Below are 20163 nucleotides of genomic sequence, written 5' to 3' on the forward strand. Positions count from 1 at the left end.
CCGTCCAGAAATGCCTCAAGGCCAACAGCCAATTGAAAGCACCCCGCCTGGGCAGCCTGATAGCTGCCTTGTGTTGCGTGTTGCGTGTTGCGCTCTGCACATCACGTAGCAAGAACTCAGCCAGCCAGTAACAAACCAATATAATTCAGTACGTTATAAAGCTTTTCTAAATACAGACTGAGGAAAAACCCCCACATTTGGGTAATTGCCACCAAATCCCTATAAAATCGTTAAGCATCAACAGCTTAAATACTTTAATTAATGTTTGTTATAAGCAGGATACCAACCGGAACGTCAAAGATACCCGCGTACCATGGCCCTCGCTGCTGCCGAGCCGAACCGAACCGCCGAAGCGCTCCATGATGCGTTTCACCAGCACCAGGCCCACTCCTAGCCCACCCTGTTTTGTGGTGAAAAACGGCCGGAAGGCCATGCGCTGCTGCTCTTCGCTCATGCCCTTGCCATTGTCGGACAGGCGCAGTGTCAGGCAGCGACGGTTCTGGCGCACCACCTCGATACGCAGACGCCCGCCCTGCTCCATCGACTCCAGGGCATTGGCAACCAGGCTGCTGAACACCTGCCGCAGTAACGCCGGGTGCCCCAATACCTGCACTGCCGGTAACGGTTGCAGGTCAAGGCTTACCCCACTGCGTGCCAACGGCACGGCATAGGTCTGCAAGCTTTCCTGCAACGCCTGTGGCAAGTCCACCGCCACGGCCTCGTCGTTCAGCGGGCGCAGTGACTGCAGCATCTGGCGGATCCACTGCGACATGCGATCGACCTGGCTGATGATATCGTTGACTTGACGTTGCGCCGGGCCGTCGTCGAACGCCTGGGCCAGTTCGGCACTCGAGCGGATACTCGCCAGCGGGTTGCGCAGGCTGTGGGCCACCGCCGACGACACCTCGCCCAGTGCAACGTAGGTCTCGTTGTTAATCAGCCGCTTCTGCTGCACCGCCAGCAACCGCGCGGCACGGTGCATGATGCCGTACAGGCCGATATAGACCAGCGCGGCCCCCACGGTGATAGCCAGCCAGATCAGGATCAGGCCATGCTCGATGCGCACGATCAGGTCATGGGGCTCTTTATAGATTTCGACCATTGCCGTGACGTTCTCGCCATCGGCATCGAACAGCGGAATGTAGTTTTCGATGAACAGCTGCTCGGGCGGCGTAACGAATTTCTGCTCGGCGCGGGCCTGTTCGAAGTTATGGTAGCTGGCCGAGACCCGCATCTTGTACTCGAAGGCCCGCTCCAGGTCGTCGTCGCCATTGATCAGCTTACCGACCAGCGCCGGGTTGCTGGACCAGATCACCGTACGGTCCGGCGCATAGATATTGGCCAGCAGCATGTCGGGCAGGTGGGCGATATGGTCGAGAAACTCACCGCGCGCCTTGCGTCGGGCATCCGGGTCGACATCTGGCAGGTTGCTGCGGTCGGTACGCGGGTCGATCAGCTCGCCCATGGTGCGCACGTTGGGGATCGACACGTGGCGTACTTCGGCGTCGGCGATGGAGGTGATGAATTGCGCGGTGAGCAAGGCATCGCGCTCCACGCTCTCATCGATGATGAAACGGCTGGAAATCAGCCCCAGCCCGGCAGCCACCGACAGGATGATGGCCAGGCTGACCCAGGCATACCAACGCAAAAGGTTGAATGGCTTGCGCGGGGCAGCCAACTCGTTACCGACAGGCACTTCGATGGTCTCGGAACGAGGGGCGATGTCCATGGCGGACTCCACATCTGGGCACCTTCAGAAGGTTATAGCCCAGAGTTGGGGAAACCATAGTATTAAATTGATGGCATCCGCCGAAGGGTAACGTTTTTTTCACTTCGTACAGCCGGTCACTGCAGAAACGGCAGCCGTACCCGACCCCCTCAGAGAGCGCCATCGTCTGCCAACCCCTGCAATTTGCGGTATTCGCGCAGCACAGCAGGTACATAACGGCGAGTTTCGGCATATGGCGGCACCGCTCCGCGCCGCAACACGGCATCCGGCCCCGCGTTGTAAGCCGCCACGGCCAAGGTGATGTCGTTATCAAACAGAGTCAGCATGCGCTTCAGGTAGCGTGCCCCACCCTGCACGTTGTCTTCCGGGTCCAGGCGGTCTTCCACGCCCATCTCGCGAGCGGTATCGGGCATCAGTTGCATCAACCCCACCGCACCCGCCGGCGAACGGGCCTTGGGGTTATAGCCGGACTCGGCCTTGATCAGCGCGTGCAACAACGCCGGGGGCACATTGTGGATGCGTGCCGCAGTGGCAACCACCTCGGCATAGGGGCGCCCAGTGATCATCTGCGCATTGGCCGGGCCAGCCTGGGCCAGCGGTTCGTTGATCACCTTTTCATAGTGGCGTCCGGGCCGATGAACGTTGGTCAGTACGTAGCCACCCTTGGCATCGATTGAGATGTACACATCAGCCTGGGCAGCCCCTGCCGCCAGCCAGATCAAACCGAGGATGAGTCCACGCATGTCGGTCGCCTCTTCGTCGTGGCCCCCGATGTGGGGGAAATGCCCCGGAAAACCCGAGGTCGATGACCACGACGCAAGCACTGTGCCGCTTCCTGTGCCGCATGGCGCAAGGCCCCGAGGCAGACGTGCATGGCTGTTGCATGGTGCCTGCCAACGCGTGTTCCCATGCAGTGGAGGGCTTCACCATGCAGCGCAGAACCAACCCGCAACGTGGCTTCACCCTGCTTGAACTCCTGGTGGTACTGGTGGTGCTCGGCCTGTTGGCCGGCATCGTCGCGCCCAAGTACTTCAGCCAGCTCGGCCGCTCCGAGGCCAAGGTGGCACGGGCGCAGATCGAGGGGCTGAGCAAGGCCCTGGACCTGTACCGCCTGGAAGTCGGCCACTACCCCAACAGTGAGCAAGGCTTGCAGGCCCTGGTGGTCGCCCCCAGTGGCGAGGCTCGCTGGACCGGCCCGTATCTGCAGAAGGCCGTGCCGCAAGACCCATGGGGCCGGCCATATATCTACCGGCAGCCCGGCGAGAACGGCGGTGAATACGACCTGCTGTCGATGGGCAAGGACGGCCAGCCCGGTGGTGACGGGGAAAACGCCGAAATTACCAGTTGGCAGTAAGGAGAGCGGCCATGCGCTACAGCCTCAAGGCCCTGGGCAGACAGGGTGTGGTGCAATTGCAGATCGACGCCGAGGACGCCGACCAGGCCCGCCGCCAGGCCGAGGACCAAGGCCTGCGTGTGCTCAGCCTGCGCAGCAACGGCGGCGCCTTGCGCGGCATGGCCTGGCGCCGCGAGGCGGCGTTCGACCTGGTGCTGTTCAGCCAGGAGCTGTCGACCCTGCTCAATGCCGGCCTGCCGCTGATCGACGCACTGGAAAGCTTGGCAGAAAAGGCCCCCGCTGCCGCCACGCGCAAGGTGCTGGCCGAACTGGTGCGTCAGCTGTACGAAGGGCGCTCGCTGTCCCAGGCCCTTGGTCAGCAATCCCGGGTATTTCCGCCGCTGTATGTGGCGCTGGTGCAGTCCAGCGAACGCACCGGTGCGCTGGGCGACGCCCTTGCCCGCTACATCAGCTATCGCCAGCGCCTGGACCTGGTGCGGCAGAAGCTGGTGGGCGCATCGGTGTACCCGTTGCTGCTGTTGCTGGTAGGTGGCGGCGTGGTGCTGTTCCTGCTCGGCTATGTGGTACCGCGTTTCAGCCAGGTGTTCGAAGGCATGGGCACCGAGTTGCCTTGGCTGTCACGGGTGTTGATGCAGATCGGTCTGTTTCTGCACGCGCAGCAACTGCCACTGGCGCTGGGCACTGCAGGTGGCGTCACGGCGCTGTGGCTGCTGCGCCGCCACCCTCGGGTACGACGCTGGGCATCTTGTCAGTTGCGCCGGCTGCCAGCGCTGCACCAACGTTTGATGATGTACGAGCTGGCGCGCTTCTATCGCTCGTTGGGCATCCTGCTGCAAGGCGGCATTCCCATCCTCACTGCCATGGGCATGGCGCGCGGCCTGCTCGGCAGTGCCGCCGGCCAGGGCCTGGTACTGGCCAGCCAGCGGGTAGGCGAAGGGCTGCCGCTGTCCGATGCGCTGGAGGCCGGGCACTTGGTTACGCCGGTGTCGCTGCGCCTGCTACGGGCCGGCGAGCAGTCCGGCAACCTGGGCGAGATGCTGGAGCGCTGTGCCGACTTCCACGACCAGGAAATCGGCCGCTGGGTGGAATGGTTCGTCAAACTGTTCGAACCGCTGCTGATGACGTTCATCGGCCTGCTCATCGGCCTGATCGTGATCCTGATGTACATGCCGATCTTCGAACTGGCCTCAAGCATTCACTGAGACACCAAGCCCAAGGGTTCGCAATGACGTGGTGCGTTCATGTTCACATCTTTACAATCGCCCACGTCGATGTGTGATCCACACATATCATTCAGCGTGATAATAACCTTCGCGCCGTTCGATTCGTGCCTCACGCGCAACACACTCACACTCCGCCCACTACTAATACATTGGCGGAGTTCTCCATGGAACAATCACTCAAACCCTTACGCTTCCCCCTCGCTGCCCTGGCAGTGGTGGTGATCAGCGCTTGCGGTCGAACCCCCGACGCCGTGCAGGCTCCCGCCGCGCCGAAGGTCAGTGTGGCCAAGGTGATCGAGCAACCGATCAACGAATGGGACGAGTTCACCGGCCGCCTGGAAGCCCCGGAAACCGTCGAAGTACGCCCACGGGTCTCCGGCCAGATCGATCAGGTGGCCTTCACCGAAGGCGCCCAGGTCAAGAAAGGCGACCTGCTGTTCCAGATCGACCCACGCCCGTTCCAGGCTGAAGTCCGCCGCCTTGAAGCCCAGCTGCAACAGGCCAAGGCCACTGCCATTCGCAGTGCCAACGAAGCCCGCCGTGGCGAACGCCTGCGTGACAGCAACGCCATCTCCGCCGAGCTGGCCGAATCGCGCAGCAGCGCTGCCGCCGAAGCCCGTGCCGGGGTCGATGCCATTCAGGCCCAGCTCGACCTGGCACGCCTTAACCTCAGCTTCACCCGTGTCACCGCGCCTATCAGCGGCCGTGTCAGCCGCGCCGAGTTCACCGCCGGCAACATCGTCAGCGCCGATGTCACCCCGCTGACCAGCGTCGTGTCCACCGACAAGGTCTACGCCTACTTCGACGCCGACGAGCGCGTGTACCTCAAGTACACCCAGCTGGCCCGCGAAGGCCAGCGTGGCCAGAGCACCCCGGTGTACCTGGGCCTGACCAACGAAAGCGGCAACCCGCACCTGGGCCAGATGAACTTCGTCGACAACCAGGTCAACCCGCGTACCGGCACCATCCGTGGCCGTGCGGTGTTCGACAACAGCGACGGCCAGTTCACGCCGGGCCTGTATGCGCGCCTGAAACTGGTGGGCAGTGCCCAGTACGACGCCGTGCTGATCAACGACGAAGCCGTGGGCACCGACCTTGGCAAGAAGTTCGTGCTGGTCATGGACAAGGACAACAAGGCTGCCTACCGCGCCGTGGAGCTGGGGCCGAAGCTGGAAGGCCTGCGCATCGTGCGCAGCGGCCTGGGCAAGGATGACCGCATCGTGGTCAAGGGCCTGCAACGCGTGCGCCCTGGTTCACCTGTCACGCCGGAAGAAACCCAGATGGCCAGCGAACAGACCCTCGCCGCCCTCGCCCAGCAGCGCCAGGCCCTGGAGGCCAGCAACCCGGCGCCGAAGGTGGCGGGCAATAACGTGAAAGTCGCCAGCGCCCAGGCGCCACGCGGTTAAGGGACCACACCGATGAACTTCTCGAAATTCTTCATTACCCGGCCAATCTTCGCCGCGGTGCTGTCGCTGGTGCTGCTGATCGCGGGCTCCATCTCGCTGTTCCAGCTGCCGATCAGCGAATACCCCGAAGTGGTGCCCCCCACCGTGGTGGTGCGCGCCAACTTCCCCGGTGCCAACCCCAAGGTCATCGGCGAAACCGTCGCCGCGCCGCTGGAGCAGGCCATTACCGGTGTGGAGAACATGCTGTACATGTCCTCCCAGTCCACCGCTGACGGCAAGCTGACGCTGACCATTACCTTCGCCCTGGGCACCGACCTGGACAACGCCCAGGTACAGGTGCAGAACCGCGTTACCCGCACCCAGCCCAAGCTGCCCGAGGAAGTGACCCGCATCGGTATCACCGTCGACAAGGCCTCGCCCGACCTGACCATGGTCGTGCACCTGACCTCGCCGGACAACCGCTACGACATGCTCTACCTGTCCAACTACGCCATCCTCAACATCAAGGACGAACTGGCGCGCCTGGGCGGCGTAGGCGACGTGCAACTGTTCGGCATGGGCGACTACTCGCTGCGCGTGTGGCTGGACCCGAACAAGACCGCTTCGCGCAACCTCACCGCCAGTGATGTGGTCGCTGCAATCCGCGAGCAGAACCGCCAGGTGGCAGCAGGCCAGCTGGGCGCACCGCCCGCCCCCGGCTCCACCAGTTTCCAGCTGTCGATCAACACCCAGGGCCGTCTGGTCAACGAGGAAGAGTTCGAAAACATCATCATCCGTGCCGGTGCCAATGGCGAAATCACCCGCCTGAAGGACATCGCCCGAGTCGAACTCGGCTCCAGCCAGTATGCCCTGCGTTCGCTGCTGAACAACCAGCCGGCCGTGGCCATCCCGATCTTCCAGCGCCCAGGCTCCAACGCTATCGAGATCTCCGACGAAGTGCGGGCGAAAATGGCCGAGCTGAAGAAGGACTTCCCGGAAGGGATGGACTACAGCATCGTCTATGACCCGACCATCTTCGTGCGCGGTTCCATCGAAGCGGTGGTACATACCCTGTTCGAAGCACTGGTGCTGGTGGTGCTGGTAGTGATCCTGTTCCTGCAAACCTGGCGTGCCTCGATCATCCCGCTGCTGGCTGTGCCGGTGTCGTTGATCGGTACCTTTGCAGTCATGCACCTGTTCGGCTTCTCGCTCAACGCCTTGTCGTTATTCGGCCTGGTGCTGGCCATCGGGATCGTGGTGGACGACGCCATCGTCGTGGTGGAAAACGTCGAACGTAATATCGGGCTGGGGCTGAAACCGCTGGAAGCCACGCAAAAGGCCATGAGCGAAGTGACCGGGCCGATCATCGCCACGGCGCTGGTGCTGTGCGCCGTGTTCGTGCCAGCGGCGTTCATTTCCGGCCTTACCGGGCAGTTCTACAAGCAGTTCGCCCTGACCATTGCCATTTCTACGGTGATTTCGGCCTTCAACTCGCTGACCCTGTCGCCGGCCCTGGCTGCCGTGCTGCTCAAGGACCACCACGCACCCAAGGACCGTTTCTCGCGCATCCTGGAAAAACTGCTGGGCAGCTGGCTGTTCGCGCCGTTCAACCGCTTCTTCGACCGCGCCTCGAACCGCTACGTCGGTGGCGTACGCCGGGTCATCCGCTCCAGCGGCATCGCGCTGTTCGTGTACGCCGGCCTGATGGGCCTGACCTACCTGGGCTTCTCCTCCACCCCGACCGGCTTCGTGCCGGCGCAGGACAAGCAGTACCTGGTGGCCTTCGCCCAACTGCCTGACGCCGCCAGCCTTGACCGCACCGAGGCGGTGATCAAGCGCATGAGCGAAATTGCCCTGAAACAACCCGGTGTTGCCGACTCGGTAGCCTTCCCGGGCCTGTCGATCAACGGTTTCACCAACAGCCCGAACAGCGGCATCGTGTTCACCCCGCTCAAGCCGTTCGATGAACGCAAGGACCCGAGCCAGTCGGCGGCAGCCATCGCGGCTGCACTGAATGCACAGTTTGCCGACATTCAGGATGCCTACATCGCCATCTTCCCACCGCCGCCGGTACAGGGCCTGGGTACCATTGGTGGCTTCCGCCTGCAAATCGAAGACCGTGGCAACCTGGGTTACGAAGCACTGTACAAGGAAACCCAGAACATCATCGCCAAAAGCCACAACGTGCCAGAGCTGGCAGGGCTGTTCACCAGCTACCAGGTCAACGTGCCGCAAGTCGATGCCGCCATCGACCGGGAAAAGGCCAAGACCCATGGCGTGGCGATCACCGACATCTTCGACACCCTGCAGGTTTACCTGGGTTCGCTGTACACCAACGACTTCAACCGCTTTGGCCGCACCTACCAGGTCAACGTCCAGGCCGAGCAGCAGTTCCGCCTCGATGCCGAGCAGATCGGCCAGTTGAAGGTGCGTAACAACCTGGGCGAGATGATCCCGCTGGCGACCTTCCTCAAGGTCAGCGACACCTCCGGGCCAGACCGGGTCATGCACTACAACGGCTTCATTACCGCAGAAATCAACGGTGCCGCCGCCCCGGGCTACAGCTCTGGCCAAGCCGAAGCTGCGATCGAGAAACTGCTGAAAGAGGAACTGCCCAACGGCATGACCTTCGAGTGGACCGACCTGACCTACCAGCAGATCCTCTCGGGCAATACCGCACTGCTGGTGTTCCCGCTGTGCGTACTGCTGGCGTTCCTGGTACTGGCTGCCCAGTACGAAAGCTGGAGCCTGCCACTGGCGGTGATCCTGATCGTGCCGATGACCCTGCTGTCGGCCATTACCGGTGTGATCGTGTCGGGTGGCGACAACAACATCTTCACCCAGATCGGTTTGATCGTACTGGTGGGCCTGGCGTGCAAGAACGCGATCCTGATCGTCGAGTTCGCCAAGGATGAACAGGCCAAAGGCCTCGACCCGCTGGCTGCGGTGCTGGAAGCCTGCCGCCTGCGTCTGCGGCCGATCCTGATGACCTCGATCGCCTTCATCATGGGTGTGGTGCCACTGGTGTTCAGCTCCGGTGCAGGTTCCGAAATGCGCCATGCCATGGGTGTGGCAGTGTTCTCGGGGATGATCGGCGTGACCGTGTTCGGCCTGTTCCTGACCCCGGTGTTCTTCTTCCTGATTCGCCGTTTCGTCGAGCGTCGCCAGGCCCGCAAGGCCGAACACGTTCAAGTGCTGGAGAACCATGCATGAACCTGCTCAAACCCCTGACCCCAAGCCTGCTGGCACTGGCCCTTGCGGCCTGTGCGGTAGGCCCGGACTACCAGGCCCCGGCCACCGAACCTGCGCAACTGAACAGCGACGCGCAGGCCAAGGCCTACGACCGTAGCCGCTTCGAAAGCCTGTGGTGGAAGCAGTTCGATGACCCGGTGCTGAACCAGTTGGTGCAGGCCTCGCTTGACGGCAACCGTGATTTGCGCGTGGCCTTCGCCCGTTTGAAATCGGCGCGGTCGATCCGTGAAGACGCCGAGAACGACCAGTTCCCGGTGGTCACCAGCCGCGCCAGCAGCGACATTGGCAAGGGCCAGATCCCCGGCCAGACCACGCAGCGGGTGAACAGCGAGCGCTATGACCTGGGCCTGGACATGGCCTGGGAGCTTGACCTGTTCGGCCGCATCCAGCGCCAGATCGAGGCCAGCGAAGCCCAGGAAGCGGCGGCCGCCGCCGACCTGCAGCAGTTGCAGGTGAGCCTGATCGCCGAGCTGGTCGATGCCTACGGGCAGCTACGCGGTGCCCAGTTGCGCGAGAAGATCGCCCTGGCCAACCTCAAGACCCAGCAAGAATCGCGGACCATTACCGAAACCCTGCGCGATGCCGGTGTGGGCAACGACCTGGACGTGGTGCGTGCCGATGCACGCCTGGCCGGGGTCGAGGCCACTGTGCCGCAACTGCAGGCTGAACAGGCTCGGGCGCGTCATCGCATTGCCACCCTGCTCGGCCAGCGCCCAGAGGCACTCAGCGTAGACCTGTCGCCCAAGGCCCTGCCGGCCATCGCCAAGGCGTTGCCGGTAGGCGATCCGGGCGAACTGCTGCGCCGCCGCCCGGATATCCGCAGCGCCGAACGCCAACTGGCGGCCGCCACCGCCAACGTAGGCGTAGCCACGGCAGACCTGTTCCCCCGCGTCAGCCTCAGCGGCTTCCTGGGCTTTACCGCCGCGCGTGGCTCGCAGATAGGCTCCTCGGCCGCCAATGCCTGGGCACTGGGCCCAAGCATTACCTGGGCGGCCTTCGACCTGGGCAGCGTGCGGGCCCGCCTGCGCGGCGCCAAGGCCGATGCCGAAGGGGCGCTGGCCAATTACGAGCAGCAGGTATTGCTGGCTCTGGAAGAGTCGGCCAATGCCTTCAGCGATTACGACAAGACCCAGCAACGGCTGCTGTCGTTGATGCGCCAGAGCGACGCCAGCCGCAAGGCGGCAGAGCTGGCCTCGATCCGCTATCGCGAGGGTACGGTCGACTACCTGGTGCTGCTGGATGCCGAGCGTGAGCGGTTGAGCGCAGAAGATGCGCAGGCTCAGGGCGAAGTCGAGCTGTACCGCGGCATTGTCTCGATCTACAAGGCCCTGGGCGGCGGCTGGCAACCGGAGACTGTGGCCAGCGCACACTGATACCCCCCCGTTTCAACGACTCCTTTGGTTGGTTCCTCCCCCAACCGTTTGCCCCGCTGGCCCTGGTCTGCGGGGCTTTTTTATCGTGGATAAGCATTGGCGACGTTTTGCCGCCAAACTACAAGGGCTCGGTTGCATTTACCCCCCACCTGGCCCAAGCTCTGCCCTTCCCCCGCCACGGATCGTCCGATGCCCAGACGCAACCGCTACCTGATCGCCTTGCTGTTGTTGATCCTGGTATCGGCCCTGTTCGGCTACCTGTGGCGCGACACCCCGCCAGCCGCACCGACCCTGCCGGCACACAGCTACGCCAAGGCCCTGCGCCAGGCCCACGAAGGCCAGCCCGGTGCGGCACGGGTGCTGTATCAGCAATTGCAACGTAACGACTTGCCCGCCATCCGGCGTGCGGCCCTGTACGCCGAGTTGCCCAACTACCCCTCGCCACTGGCATTGAAGCTCGCCCGCCAGGACCTGGAGCATGCCGACCCACTGGTGCGCCGAGCGGCCATTGCCGGTATCCGCCGCCTGTTACCGGCGGCGCAGCGTAGCCTGGTGCTCGGCCCGCTGCTGGACGACGACGAGCAAAGCGTGCGTTTTGCCGCCGTGGATGCCCTGCTGGGCCTCGACCCCGACGCCATCGGCCTGTATTTCGGCCCGCTGCAAGCAGCCCTCGAGCAATACCAGCAAGCGCTGGAGCAACAGCCCGAGGATGCCGATGCCCAAGTGCACCTGGCACGCCTTTATCTGCATGAAAACGACTACACCCAGGCCGCCACAGCCCTGCAACGAGCGCTGGCGGTCGCCCCCGGCAACCTTGACGCCCTGGCTACTCAGGTACGCCTGCTCGAGCGCCAGGGGCATCACGATGCCTCGCGCCAGGTGCTGGGCCAAGCCTTGGCGCTAAGCCCCGACTCGTCCTTTCTGCAGTACGAGCTAGGGCTTTGGCTGAACCGCCACGAACAGCGCGAATATGCCTTGCTGGCCCTGTCCCGCGCCGTCGAGCTGGAGCCGGACAACGCCGACTACCGCTATACCCTGGCAGTTACGCTGCACGAGCTGGGCCAACTCGACGCTGCACAGAAGCAACTGGAAACCGTGCTCAATCGCCAGCCTGCCAACCGCCGGGCGCGGGTGCTGCTGATTCAGTACTGGAAAGAGTCCGGCCAGCTGCAGAACGTCCAGGTGCTGCTGGCCGAGCTGGAGCGGCAAAACCCTGACGACCCCGTGCTGCAACAGGGTTTGTAGGTAACGACTGACTTTTGTTGAACCCTGAGTCTGTGCCCAGGGTCCAGTGGATATCAGGTCACCCTACAGGAGAGTCGTGTTGGCCAATTCATTGGCGCTGGACGAACGTGCCTTGATCCTGGCACCCCCGACGCTGGCGGCGGATACCTCGCGTCTACTCGCCTCCGCCGGCATCGATAGCCTGTGCGCGGTCGACCTGGCCAACCTGCAGGCGCGCCTGGCCGAAGGTGCAGGGTTGGCGATCATCGCCGAACAAGCGTTCAGCCAAGGCCCAAGCGCATCGCTGCAGGCGTTCATCGATCAGCAACCGAGCTGGTCAGATTTGCCTATCGTACTGGTCACCGAGGGCGCCTGGTCGGCCAGTGGCGTTAGCAACCATCCAGTGGGCAACCTGGTATTGCTGGTCGCCCCCTTTGAAAATGCCCAGCTGTTGCACATGACCCAGTCCGCCCTGCGCAATCGGCGCAGGCAGTACCTCACACGCGACCAGTTGCACGGCCTGCAGCAACGCCTGGAAACCCGACGTTCGCCGCCAGACAACGAACCCGAACACGACGAGTTCGCCCGCTACCAGGCACGCAAGATGGAAGCCATTGGCCAACTGGCCGGCGGCGTTGCCCACGACTTCAACAACCTGCTCACCAGCATCGGCGGCAGCTTTGAACTGATCGACCGACGCCTGCGACAGGGCCGTAGCGACGGTCTGGACGGGCTGCTGCGCATGGGCCGCGAGGCCGTATCACGGGCCGCCCGCCTGACCCACCGCCTGCTGGCTTTCTCGTCGCGGCAATCGCTGCACAGCCAACGCATAGACCTGCATACCCTGCTACAGACCAAACGCCTGAAAGCCTGCCTTAACCCGGCGGTATCCCTTCAGGTACACATGGCCAAAGGCCTCTGGGCCGTGGAGGCTGATGACGAGCAGCTGCACGAAGCCCTGGACAACCTGACGGCCAATGCCTGCGAGGCCATGCCCAGCGGCGGCCTTTTGCGCATCGAAGCAAGCAACCTGCACGTGACCTCTGGCCAGTTCGCCAGCGGCGCCCTGGCCAATGGCGATTACGTGCGGCTGCGTATCATCGACGACGGCCAAGGCATGGCGCAAAGCACACTGGAACATGCATTCGAGCCATTTTTCAGCACCAAGGCGATAGGCCAAGGCATCGGTCTTGGCCTATCGATGGTGTACGGTTTCTGCAAACAGTCTCATGGGCATGTGACCCTGCACAGCCAGACCGGCCAGGGTACCCGGGTAGACCTTTACCTGCCGCGTCATACCGGCCCGGCGAGGCAATCGGGCCAGCCGGTGCAACCTGCGTACCCTGACGGCGGCCGACATGTACTGGTCGTCGAGGACGACCCGCATGTGCGCCAGTTGCTGTGCCAAGCGCTGCGCGATGACGGCTTCACCTGCCACAGCGCCGCCAACGGCAACGAGGGGCTGAAGATGCTGCGCTCGGCGCAAACGGTAAATTTACTGATCAGCGATGTCGGCTTACCCGGTATGAACGGCCGGCAACTGGCCGAGATAGCCCGCACACTGCGCCCCCAGCTGCCGGTGCTGTTCATCACTGGGTACGCGGAAACGGCCATGGCCCGAGCCGGCTTTCTGGGGGCAGGCATGCACTTGATCTGCAAGCCGTTCGAGCTGAAGCAGCTGCAAGCACAAGTGACGCAGATTCTTGGCAAGCCGTGATGCCCACTATGCATCAAGCATGCGCAGTGCGTTGTCAGCAAGCTCTGCCAGCAGGAACGGCTTGTTCATCAATGCGGTGCCTGGTTGATCAAGCAATTGCGCTTCGATGGGCTGGTCCGCATAACCGGTGATGAACAGGATTTTCTGTTGCGCAATCTGCATGCGCATGGCCCTGGCCACTTGCCGGCCACTGAAGCCACCTGGCAAGCCGATGTCGGTGATCACCAGGTCGAAGGGGCCATCATGGCGGAAGCGCGCCAGGGCAGTATTCGCATCGCCTGCTACCGTCACGTTGAAACCACGCTCGGCCAGGTATTCATGCATGACCACGCGCAAATTCACTTCGTCATCCACCAGCAGCAGACGTTCGCCCCGGGCCATACGCTGCGACGGCGGCACAGGCTTGGGCTCTTCCGGGACCGGGTCATGACACCTTGGAAAAAGCATGGAAACTTTGGTGCCCTGCTCCGGGGCAGACTCGATCCAGACATACCCTCCCGATCGGCTGACGAAACCATACACGGTCGATAACCCTAATCCGGCTCCCCGACCGATGGGTTTGGTGGTGAAGAACGGTTCAAAGGCCCTGGCGATGTCCGCTACCGACATTCCAAGGCCGTCATCCTCGACATCCAACGCTACATAATCGCCAGGTGGCAGGCCACATGCATCCGTGAATGGGGCGGTCAACCGCTTGTTGACAGTACGCAGCGTAACATTGCCCTGCGTCAGGCATGCTTCCCGGGCGTTGGTACAAAGGTTGATCAAGGCACCTTCAAGCTCACTAACGTCCAGGTCTACCGCCCATGCCACTACATCCAGCTGCCAGTGCAAGCCGACCTCCGCGCCCAACGTCTTCAGCAGTAATGGCTCACAAAGGCGCAGTTGCCGATTCAAGTCCAGCGGCCGCTTGGCCAAGGGTTGTTGGCTAGACAACGCCAGCAAGCGGCGGGTCAGTTCCATGGCGCGCTGCACCGACTCGCGGGCTACTTCCACGTAGGCCTCCACCCGCTCCAGGCGCCCCTCCTGCAGGCGCCGTTGCAACAACTCAAGACTGCCGCCAACACCGGACAGCAGGTTATTCATTTCGTGGCCCACGCCCCCCGCCAATTGGCCGACCACCTGCATACGCTCGCTGTTGCGAATCAGCGCCTTGGACTGCCGTACAGCCTCTTCACGGTCTGCGGTGATGTCCCGGCCAACCGCCGTCAGCAGCCTGCCATCAAACCGCGCGCTCCAGCGAAACCAGTGGTAATGACCATCACGGTGCCGCAGGCGGGTCTCGATCTGTTCCGGGTTGATGCCTTGCAGCAGCCCCGACACTGCCAGCTGCACGTCGGTGCGATCTGCCGGGTGTACCAGTTCAAGCACCGGCATATCCTGCACCTGCTCTTGGGTCCAGCCCAGAATACGGTACCAGGCCGGGTTCACGGCACGCAGTTTCAGTTCCGCAGTCACCGTCATCATCGCGTCGCGCGACAGTTGCCAGAACTGTTCGCGCTCAGCAACATAGCGTTCGGCCTGCTGCTCGAACCCCAGCGCCTGCGCGCGCCAATGGCGGTGCGCCTCGACACTGGCCGTGGTTTCAATCACCGTATGCAGAAAACCCGCCACATTGCCCAGCTCATCATGCAACGGTGCAAAACCGAACGCGCACCATATCGGCTCCTCGTCCGCGACGCCGGGAATACTCAGGGGGGGATCCTCGACAAAACTCGAGCGCCCCTCCAGCGCCTGGAACACCTGGGGTCCCACTGCCGGCCAGACATCGTGCCACAGCCTGTCGAACGCTGTACCCAAGGCGTCCGGCACGGCCCGCAGCGCCCTGTAGCCTTCGTTGTGCAGCACACAAAGGTCAGCCCCCCAGACCACCGCACAAGGGAACGGTGACAAATGCATCATGTCGACGGCAATACGCAACGAAGCCGGCCAGCGCGGCAATGGCCCGAGCGAAGTACGCCCCCAGTCGAAACGTGCAATCCGCTGCGCCATCAAATCGACCGGTTGGGAAACAGGCGGCTGCGGCATGGCCGGCTGCGAAGGCCCGCGTGGCGTACTGTTTGCGACCAATATCGTGACTCCAGCAATGCTCCGGGTTGGCCACGGTGCTGCCTGAACAGACAGGCTCACCCATGGAATCTGTTCACGTTAGCACAGCACGCACCACTTACCATGGCGCACTTGCAGGGGGCAGCTATGCTGATTAGGTTTTCCCTTGGGCCAGGGAGCATCGGCTATCCAGGCTGCAGAAAGGAGCACGGTCATGAGCAAGAAAATGCTGGTGGTGCTGACCAACACAGCCAAATACCCAACCCTCAAGCGGGCGACCGGGTTGTGGCTGGGTGAGGCCGTGCACTTTGTCGAGAAGGTCGATGCGGCCGGCTATACGGTGGACTATGTCAGCCCACAGGGCGGTTACGTGCCCATCGACCCGCACAGCCTGCAGATGGCGCCAGACTTGGACTGGCAATGGTATGACGACAAACGCTTCATGACACGCTTGGGCACCACCTTGAGCCCCGGGCAGGTGAAGGCCGACGATTACAGCGTCATCTATTACACCGGTGGGCATGGAGTGATGTACGACTTTCCCGACAATCAGCCGCTGCAAGAGTTGGCGCGCAAACTCTACGAAAATGGAGGCATCATCGCGGCGGTCTGCCATGGTGTAGTTGGCCTGCTGAATATCAAACTGAGCGACAACAGCCTATTGCTGAAACACCGTCAGGTCACCGGCTTTTCCAACACCGAAGAAAAGCTGGCCGAACTGGATAAGGTGGTTCCCTTTCTGACCGAAAACGAGATGGTTGGCCGCGGCGGCGTTTACAGCAAGCATGATGATCCGTGGATGCCACACGTGGTCGAAGATGGTCGATTGATCACTGGGCAGAACCCGGCCTCGACCGCCTTGCTCGCCGAACACGTGCTGGCGCAACTCAAGCCGGCCAAAGCCTGACATCAACCTTGTAGTTTTCCTCTGCCGCACACTGCAAAAGGACTACAGCCGATCGGTCATTGAGTGCATAGGCTCAGGGTTCAGTTGTTCACCACGAACAGCCTCGGCCCGGAGAGCGATTGCCCTATGTTGAAAATCCTGAACGCAGGATACCGCCTGCGAGAGCTGCTACTGCTCTCCACGGTGGGCCTCGTGCCTGTGATCTCCGGTTTGCTGGTAATGGTTGTTCAACTGGAAATGAAACTTGCGGAAAATGCCGCCATCTCCGTTCAGGAGGCAGTGTTCAGCATTGACCAGGCGCTGAACCGGATGCATGAAGCTGCCCAGCGTGCCTTGCCGCTCGCAGGCAAGCCTTGCGACAGGGTCAGGAGCGCATTACAGGAGCAAGTTGTGAGCCGCTCCATGATCAGATCGCTGACCTTGGTAGAAGGTAATGAAGCCTCCTGCAGCAGTACTTCAGATTCTCTGGAATACCTATCGTCCTTTGCCGGATCCGGCCAGCAGGTCGAGTTGTCCTATGGGCAACCCGACAAGCGCCGCAAGCTGCTGGTCAACTATTACTTGCAGGGGAGTCATGGCGGGGTGATCGTGACCGCCTATGCCATTTCGCTACGCAACGAACTGGACGCTTTTCAGGATGGGCTGACACTGCTGCTGGAGTTCGACGACCGCTACATCTGGAGCAAAGGCGATAGTCGAGACCCACAGCGCCCTTCGCAGTCCGAGTTTTTTGCGAGCGCGCTGTCGAGCAAGTATGGGTATAGGGTCAAAGGCGGTTACGCCGAAGGCTTCACCGCCCAGGAAATACAGCAGTCAATGGTGCAGATCTTTCCCTCACTGATGCTGGTAGGGATCGTGACCGGCTCGATCGTGTATCTGGGCCTGTACAGGGCGAGCGCCCACAGGCGTGAGGCGACCACCAAGCATGCATGATGGCGGCGCCCCTCAGGTCGGATCAGTCAGTGCTCAGCACACCACGGCGCACCTGGTCCCGCTCGATGGATTCGAACAGCGCCTTGAAGTTGCCTTCACCAAAGCCATCATCACCCTTGCGCTGGATGAACTCGAAGAACACCGGACCAAGCAGGGTTTCCGAGAAGATCTGCAGCAGCAGGCGCTTGTCTTCAGGTTGCGAGGCGCCATCGAGCAGGATGCCTCGCGCTTGCAGCTGATCCACCGGCTCGCCGTGGCCAGGCAGGCGCTCTTCGAGCATTTCGTAATAGGTCTGCGGTGGCGCCGTCATGAAGCGCATGCCAAAGCCCTTCAGCGCGTCCCAGGTCTTGAGCAAGTCGTCGGTGAGGAAGGCTACGTGCTGGATGCCTTCACCGTTGAACTGCATCAGGAACTCTTCGATCTGCCCGGCACCCTTGGACGACTCTTCGTTGAGCGGGATGCGGATCATGCCATCGGGCGCAGTCATGGCCTTGGAGGTCAGGCCGGTGTACTCACCCTTGATATCGAAATAGCGGATCTCACGGAAGTTGAACAGTTTCTCGTAGAAGCCGGCCCAGTAAGCCATGCGCCCGCGGTAAACGTTATGGGTGAGGTGGTCGATGATTTTCAGGCCGGCACCTACCGGGTTGCGATCCACGCCTTCGATAAAGTTGAAGTCGATGTCGTAGATCGAACTGCCTTCGTCGAAGCGGTCGATCAGGTACAACGGCGCACCGCCAATGCCTTTGATTGCCGGCAGGCGCAACTCCATCGGGCCGGTTTCGATTTCTACCGGCTGGGCACCCAGCTCCAGAGCGCGGGCATAGGCTTCATGGGCATTGCGCACGCGGAACGCCATGCCGCACACAGAAGGGCCGTGTTCCGCCGCGAAGTACGAGGCGATGCTCTTGGGTTCGTTGTTCAGGATCAGGTTGATGCCACCCTGGCGATACAGGTGCACATCCTTGGAGCGGTGGGTAGCCACCTTGGTGAAACCGAGTATCTGGAAGACCGGCTCGAGTACGCCAGGCGTAGGCGAAGCCAGCTCAATGAACTCGAAGCCCATCAGGCCCATTGGATTGTCGAAGATATCAGCCATGTTCGTGTCCTCATCTGCAGCGAAAAATTATTGATTGCGTGGGATGTGGAACAGAAACGGCGGTGAGCACGGGATGCCCCGCACGCTGCGGGCGAGGAAGTCACCTATGATCAGCTTGAACCCATGGTATGTCATATGGACCCATTCTCAGCGGGCTTGATCCTTCGGAGCTGAAGGACCTTATTGTTGTATTCGTAAACGGATTCTACATTGCGTAAAATGGTTTGTCGCGTTTTAGTTGGTCCTGAGCGCCGACAAACGGCTATTCTCTCGTTATCTCTCATCGTAGCCAGGTCAGCATGCCCCTTACCGTAAAACGCCGCGCCGCATTCAGCTGGCGTACCCTGTTGCCCTGGGGCGTCGGTGTGCTGCCAGTGGTGTGCGGCCTGGCCATCATGAACTGGCAGGTCGAGCGCGAGATGCAGGCCAGCAGCCAGGCCACCACCCGCCAGACGGTGGAGCACGTCGAGCGCATCCTCGACAACTTGTCCAGTGCTGCCAATGCATTGCTGCCCCTGGCTGGCAGCCCCTGCGATCAGACCCAGCTTACGCTGCGTGCCCAGGTGACCCGCAACGCCTTCGTGCGCTCGACCAACCTGTTCAGGCACAACAACCTGTATTGCACCTCGCTGTTCGGCGAGTTCGACGAACCGGTCAACGCCACCGACTATACCGACGGCAAACTGTGGCTGATGGACGGCAACTCGGTCACCCCGGGGCACGCGCTGCTGGTGTACCGTGCCAGCGAGGGCGACAAAGGGGCAATCACCACGGTGGATGGCGACCACCTGCTAACGGCACTGCGCCTGATCGGCCCTGACGAAGACTTGCAAATCCGCGTGGGCGATGCCTGGATGGGCAAGGACGGTGTCGTGCACAAAGGCGTACCACCTGCCGCCGCCAGCGCCAACGTACTGCTGGGTTCGACCCGTTACCCGTTCAGCGTGCAGGGCGGCTACAGCACCGGCAAACAGGGCCAGCTGTTACGCAGCCACTACCCTGCCCTTATCAGCTTGCTGCTGGTGCTGGGTGCCGTGGCGGCGCTGGTATGCCGCTGGCAGATTCGCCGGGCCACCTCACCCCGCGCCGAGCTGGACCGCGCGCTGCAGGCCGACGAATTTCTGCCGTATTTCCAGCCTGTGGTGCGCAAAGGCGACTACCGCTGGGCCGGCGCCGAAGTGCTGATGCGCTGGAACCACCCGCGCGAGGGCCTGGTAAGGCCCGACCTGTTCATCCCTTATGCCGAGCACAGCGGGCAGATCGTCGCCATGACCCGGGCGCTGATGATGCATACCGCGCAAAGCCTGGCACCCTATGCCGGGCTGCTGGAGGACGGGTTCCATATCGGTGTCAACATCACCGCCGATCATTGCCGCGACCTCAGCCTGCTGGACGACTGCCGCACCTTCCTGCAACACTTTCCGCCGGGCCGGGTGGTGCTGACCCTGGAACTGACCGAGCGCAAACTCATCGAGCCTACCCCGGTGACCCTGGAACTGTTCGAAAAGCTCCACGCCATGGGCGTGATGATTGCGCTCGACGACTTCGGCACCGGCCAGTCGAGCCTCAACTACCTGCGCCAGTTCCAGGTCGACTACCTGAAGATCGACCAGAGCTTTGTCGCCATGATCGGCGGCGATGCGCTGTCCGTGCACATTCTGGAAAGCATCATCGACCTGTCGGCCAAGCTGGGCCTGGGTATCGTGGCCGAAGGTGTGGAAACGAACACCCAGCGCGACTACCTGGCCTGCCATGGGGTGGACTTCCAGCAGGGCTACCTGTTTGCCAGGCCCATGCCGGCCGCCCAGTTCCTGGAGGCACTGGCCACACGCCCGGGCGCTGCGCAGTTGCCGCAACGCGCGGCCCCTGAGATCATGCGCGGCTGATCCACCCGCTCAACTCCCCTATTCGAGGCACT

General features: G+C 62.3%; 14 protein-coding genes. 10 read left to right on the plus strand and 4 right to left on the minus strand.

Annotated features, from left to right (window positions below):
* Positions 1 to 268: 268 nt before the first annotated feature.
* On the minus strand, positions 269 to 1729 hold the full coding sequence (locus FHW75_RS04670; protein WP_019099266.1) for a HAMP domain-containing sensor histidine kinase: 1461 nt from the start codon (positions 1727 to 1729) through the stop codon (positions 269 to 271).
* Between the two features lie 149 nt (positions 1730 to 1878).
* Positions 1879 to 2472, minus strand: coding sequence for a lytic transglycosylase domain-containing protein (locus tag FHW75_RS04675; RefSeq protein ID WP_019099267.1), 594 nt, complete (start codon positions 2470 to 2472; stop codon positions 1879 to 1881).
* A gap of 185 nt (positions 2473 to 2657) precedes the next feature.
* Here FHW75_RS04675 and gspG point away from each other — a divergent pair, with 185 nt between their 5' ends.
* The 7 genes from gspG to FHW75_RS04710 all read left to right on the plus strand — a co-directional run bounded on the left by gspG (position 2658) and on the right by FHW75_RS04710 (position 13257).
* Positions 2658 to 3083 carry a type II secretion system major pseudopilin GspG gene (gene gspG / locus FHW75_RS04680; RefSeq protein WP_003253843.1) on the plus strand — a complete coding sequence of 142 codons (426 nt, stop codon included), beginning with the start codon at positions 2658 to 2660 and terminating at the stop codon, positions 3081 to 3083.
* An 11-nt stretch (positions 3084 to 3094) separates the two neighbouring features.
* The gene (locus FHW75_RS04685; protein WP_025752932.1) at positions 3095 to 4285 is read left to right on the plus strand and encodes a type II secretion system F family protein; all 1191 of its coding nucleotides are present in this window, start codon (positions 3095 to 3097) and stop codon (positions 4283 to 4285) included.
* Positions 4286 to 4470: 185 nt separating this feature from the next.
* Complete coding sequence (gene mexE / locus FHW75_RS04690) at positions 4471 to 5712, plus strand: multidrug efflux RND transporter periplasmic adaptor subunit MexE (protein ID WP_019099270.1); 1242 nt, start codon at positions 4471 to 4473, stop codon at positions 5710 to 5712.
* Positions 5713 to 5724: 12 nt separating this feature from the next.
* Positions 5725 to 8904: an efflux RND transporter permease subunit gene (locus tag FHW75_RS04695; protein ID WP_016714007.1), complete on the plus strand. Its 3180-nt coding sequence runs from the start codon at positions 5725 to 5727 to the stop codon at positions 8902 to 8904.
* Positions 8901 to 10316 carry an efflux transporter outer membrane subunit gene (locus tag FHW75_RS04700; protein ID WP_025752935.1) on the plus strand — a complete coding sequence of 472 codons (1416 nt, stop codon included), beginning with the start codon at positions 8901 to 8903 and terminating at the stop codon, positions 10314 to 10316. The genes FHW75_RS04695 and FHW75_RS04700 overlap by 4 nt, the downstream gene beginning before the upstream one ends.
* A 189-nt stretch (positions 10317 to 10505) precedes the next feature.
* A complete protein-coding gene (locus FHW75_RS04705; RefSeq protein WP_019099272.1) occupies positions 10506 to 11561 on the plus strand; it encodes a tetratricopeptide repeat protein in 1056 nt (351 codons plus the stop codon).
* Between the two features lie 79 nt (positions 11562 to 11640).
* Positions 11641 to 13257 (plus strand): response regulator, encoded by a 1617-nt coding sequence (locus tag FHW75_RS04710; RefSeq protein ID WP_019099273.1) that lies wholly within the window; start codon positions 11641 to 11643, stop codon positions 13255 to 13257.
* 6 nt (positions 13258 to 13263) lie between these two features.
* Here FHW75_RS04710 and FHW75_RS04715 read toward each other — a convergent pair whose 3' ends face one another.
* Complete coding sequence (locus FHW75_RS04715; RefSeq protein WP_019099274.1) at positions 13264 to 15327, minus strand: ATP-binding protein; 2064 nt, start codon at positions 15325 to 15327, stop codon at positions 13264 to 13266.
* 193 nt (positions 15328 to 15520) lie between these two features.
* On the opposite strand from FHW75_RS04715, the gene FHW75_RS04720 reads away from it, so the two are divergent.
* Both FHW75_RS04720 and FHW75_RS04725 read left to right on the plus strand, forming a co-directional pair.
* Positions 15521 to 16213 carry a type 1 glutamine amidotransferase domain-containing protein gene (locus FHW75_RS04720; protein ID WP_019099275.1) on the plus strand — a complete coding sequence of 231 codons (693 nt, stop codon included), beginning with the start codon at positions 15521 to 15523 and terminating at the stop codon, positions 16211 to 16213.
* Positions 16214 to 16339: 126 nt separating this feature from the next.
* Positions 16340 to 17146 (plus strand): CSS-motif domain-containing protein, encoded by an 807-nt coding sequence (locus FHW75_RS04725; RefSeq protein WP_183673236.1) that lies wholly within the window; start codon positions 16340 to 16342, stop codon positions 17144 to 17146.
* Between the two features lie 22 nt (positions 17147 to 17168).
* Here FHW75_RS04725 and hppD read toward each other — a convergent pair whose 3' ends face one another.
* Entirely contained in the window at positions 17169 to 18245 is a 1077-nt protein-coding gene (gene hppD, locus FHW75_RS04730) for a 4-hydroxyphenylpyruvate dioxygenase (protein WP_016714000.1), read from the minus strand.
* A gap of 299 nt (positions 18246 to 18544) precedes the next feature.
* On the opposite strand from hppD, the gene FHW75_RS04735 reads away from it, so the two are divergent.
* Positions 18545 to 20131 carry an EAL domain-containing protein gene (locus FHW75_RS04735; RefSeq protein WP_019099277.1) on the plus strand — a complete coding sequence of 529 codons (1587 nt, stop codon included), beginning with the start codon at positions 18545 to 18547 and terminating at the stop codon, positions 20129 to 20131.
* Positions 20132 to 20163: the final 32 nt, after the last annotated feature.

The sequence above is a fragment of the Pseudomonas sp. OG7 genome, from assembly GCF_014192825.1.
Taxonomy (GTDB): Bacteria; Pseudomonadota; Gammaproteobacteria; order Pseudomonadales; family Pseudomonadaceae; genus Aquipseudomonas; species Aquipseudomonas monteilii.

Excerpts from the sequence above, each read along its gene's own strand:
- FHW75_RS04670 (WP_019099266.1), bottom strand. The coding sequence starts at position 1,729 with ATGGACATCGCCCCTCGTTCCGAGACCATCGAAGTGCCTGTCGGTAAC.
- FHW75_RS04675 (WP_019099267.1), bottom strand. The coding sequence starts at position 2,472 with ATGCGTGGACTCATCCTCGGTTTGATCTGGCTGGCGGCAGGGGCTGCC.
- gspG (WP_003253843.1), top strand. The coding sequence starts at position 2,658 with ATGCAGCGCAGAACCAACCCGCAACGTGGCTTCACCCTGCTTGAACTC.
- FHW75_RS04685 (WP_025752932.1), top strand. The coding sequence starts at position 3,095 with ATGCGCTACAGCCTCAAGGCCCTGGGCAGACAGGGTGTGGTGCAATTG.
- mexE (WP_019099270.1), top strand. The coding sequence starts at position 4,471 with ATGGAACAATCACTCAAACCCTTACGCTTCCCCCTCGCTGCCCTGGCA.
- FHW75_RS04695 (WP_016714007.1), top strand. The coding sequence starts at position 5,725 with ATGAACTTCTCGAAATTCTTCATTACCCGGCCAATCTTCGCCGCGGTG.
- FHW75_RS04700 (WP_025752935.1), top strand. The coding sequence starts at position 8,901 with ATGAACCTGCTCAAACCCCTGACCCCAAGCCTGCTGGCACTGGCCCTT.
- FHW75_RS04705 (WP_019099272.1), top strand. The coding sequence starts at position 10,506 with ATGCCCAGACGCAACCGCTACCTGATCGCCTTGCTGTTGTTGATCCTG.
- FHW75_RS04720 (WP_019099275.1), top strand. The coding sequence starts at position 15,521 with ATGAGCAAGAAAATGCTGGTGGTGCTGACCAACACAGCCAAATACCCA.
- FHW75_RS04725 (WP_183673236.1), top strand. The coding sequence starts at position 16,340 with ATGTTGAAAATCCTGAACGCAGGATACCGCCTGCGAGAGCTGCTACTG.
- hppD (WP_016714000.1), bottom strand. The coding sequence starts at position 18,245 with ATGGCTGATATCTTCGACAATCCAATGGGCCTGATGGGCTTCGAGTTC.
- FHW75_RS04735 (WP_019099277.1), top strand. The coding sequence starts at position 18,545 with ATGCCCCTTACCGTAAAACGCCGCGCCGCATTCAGCTGGCGTACCCTG.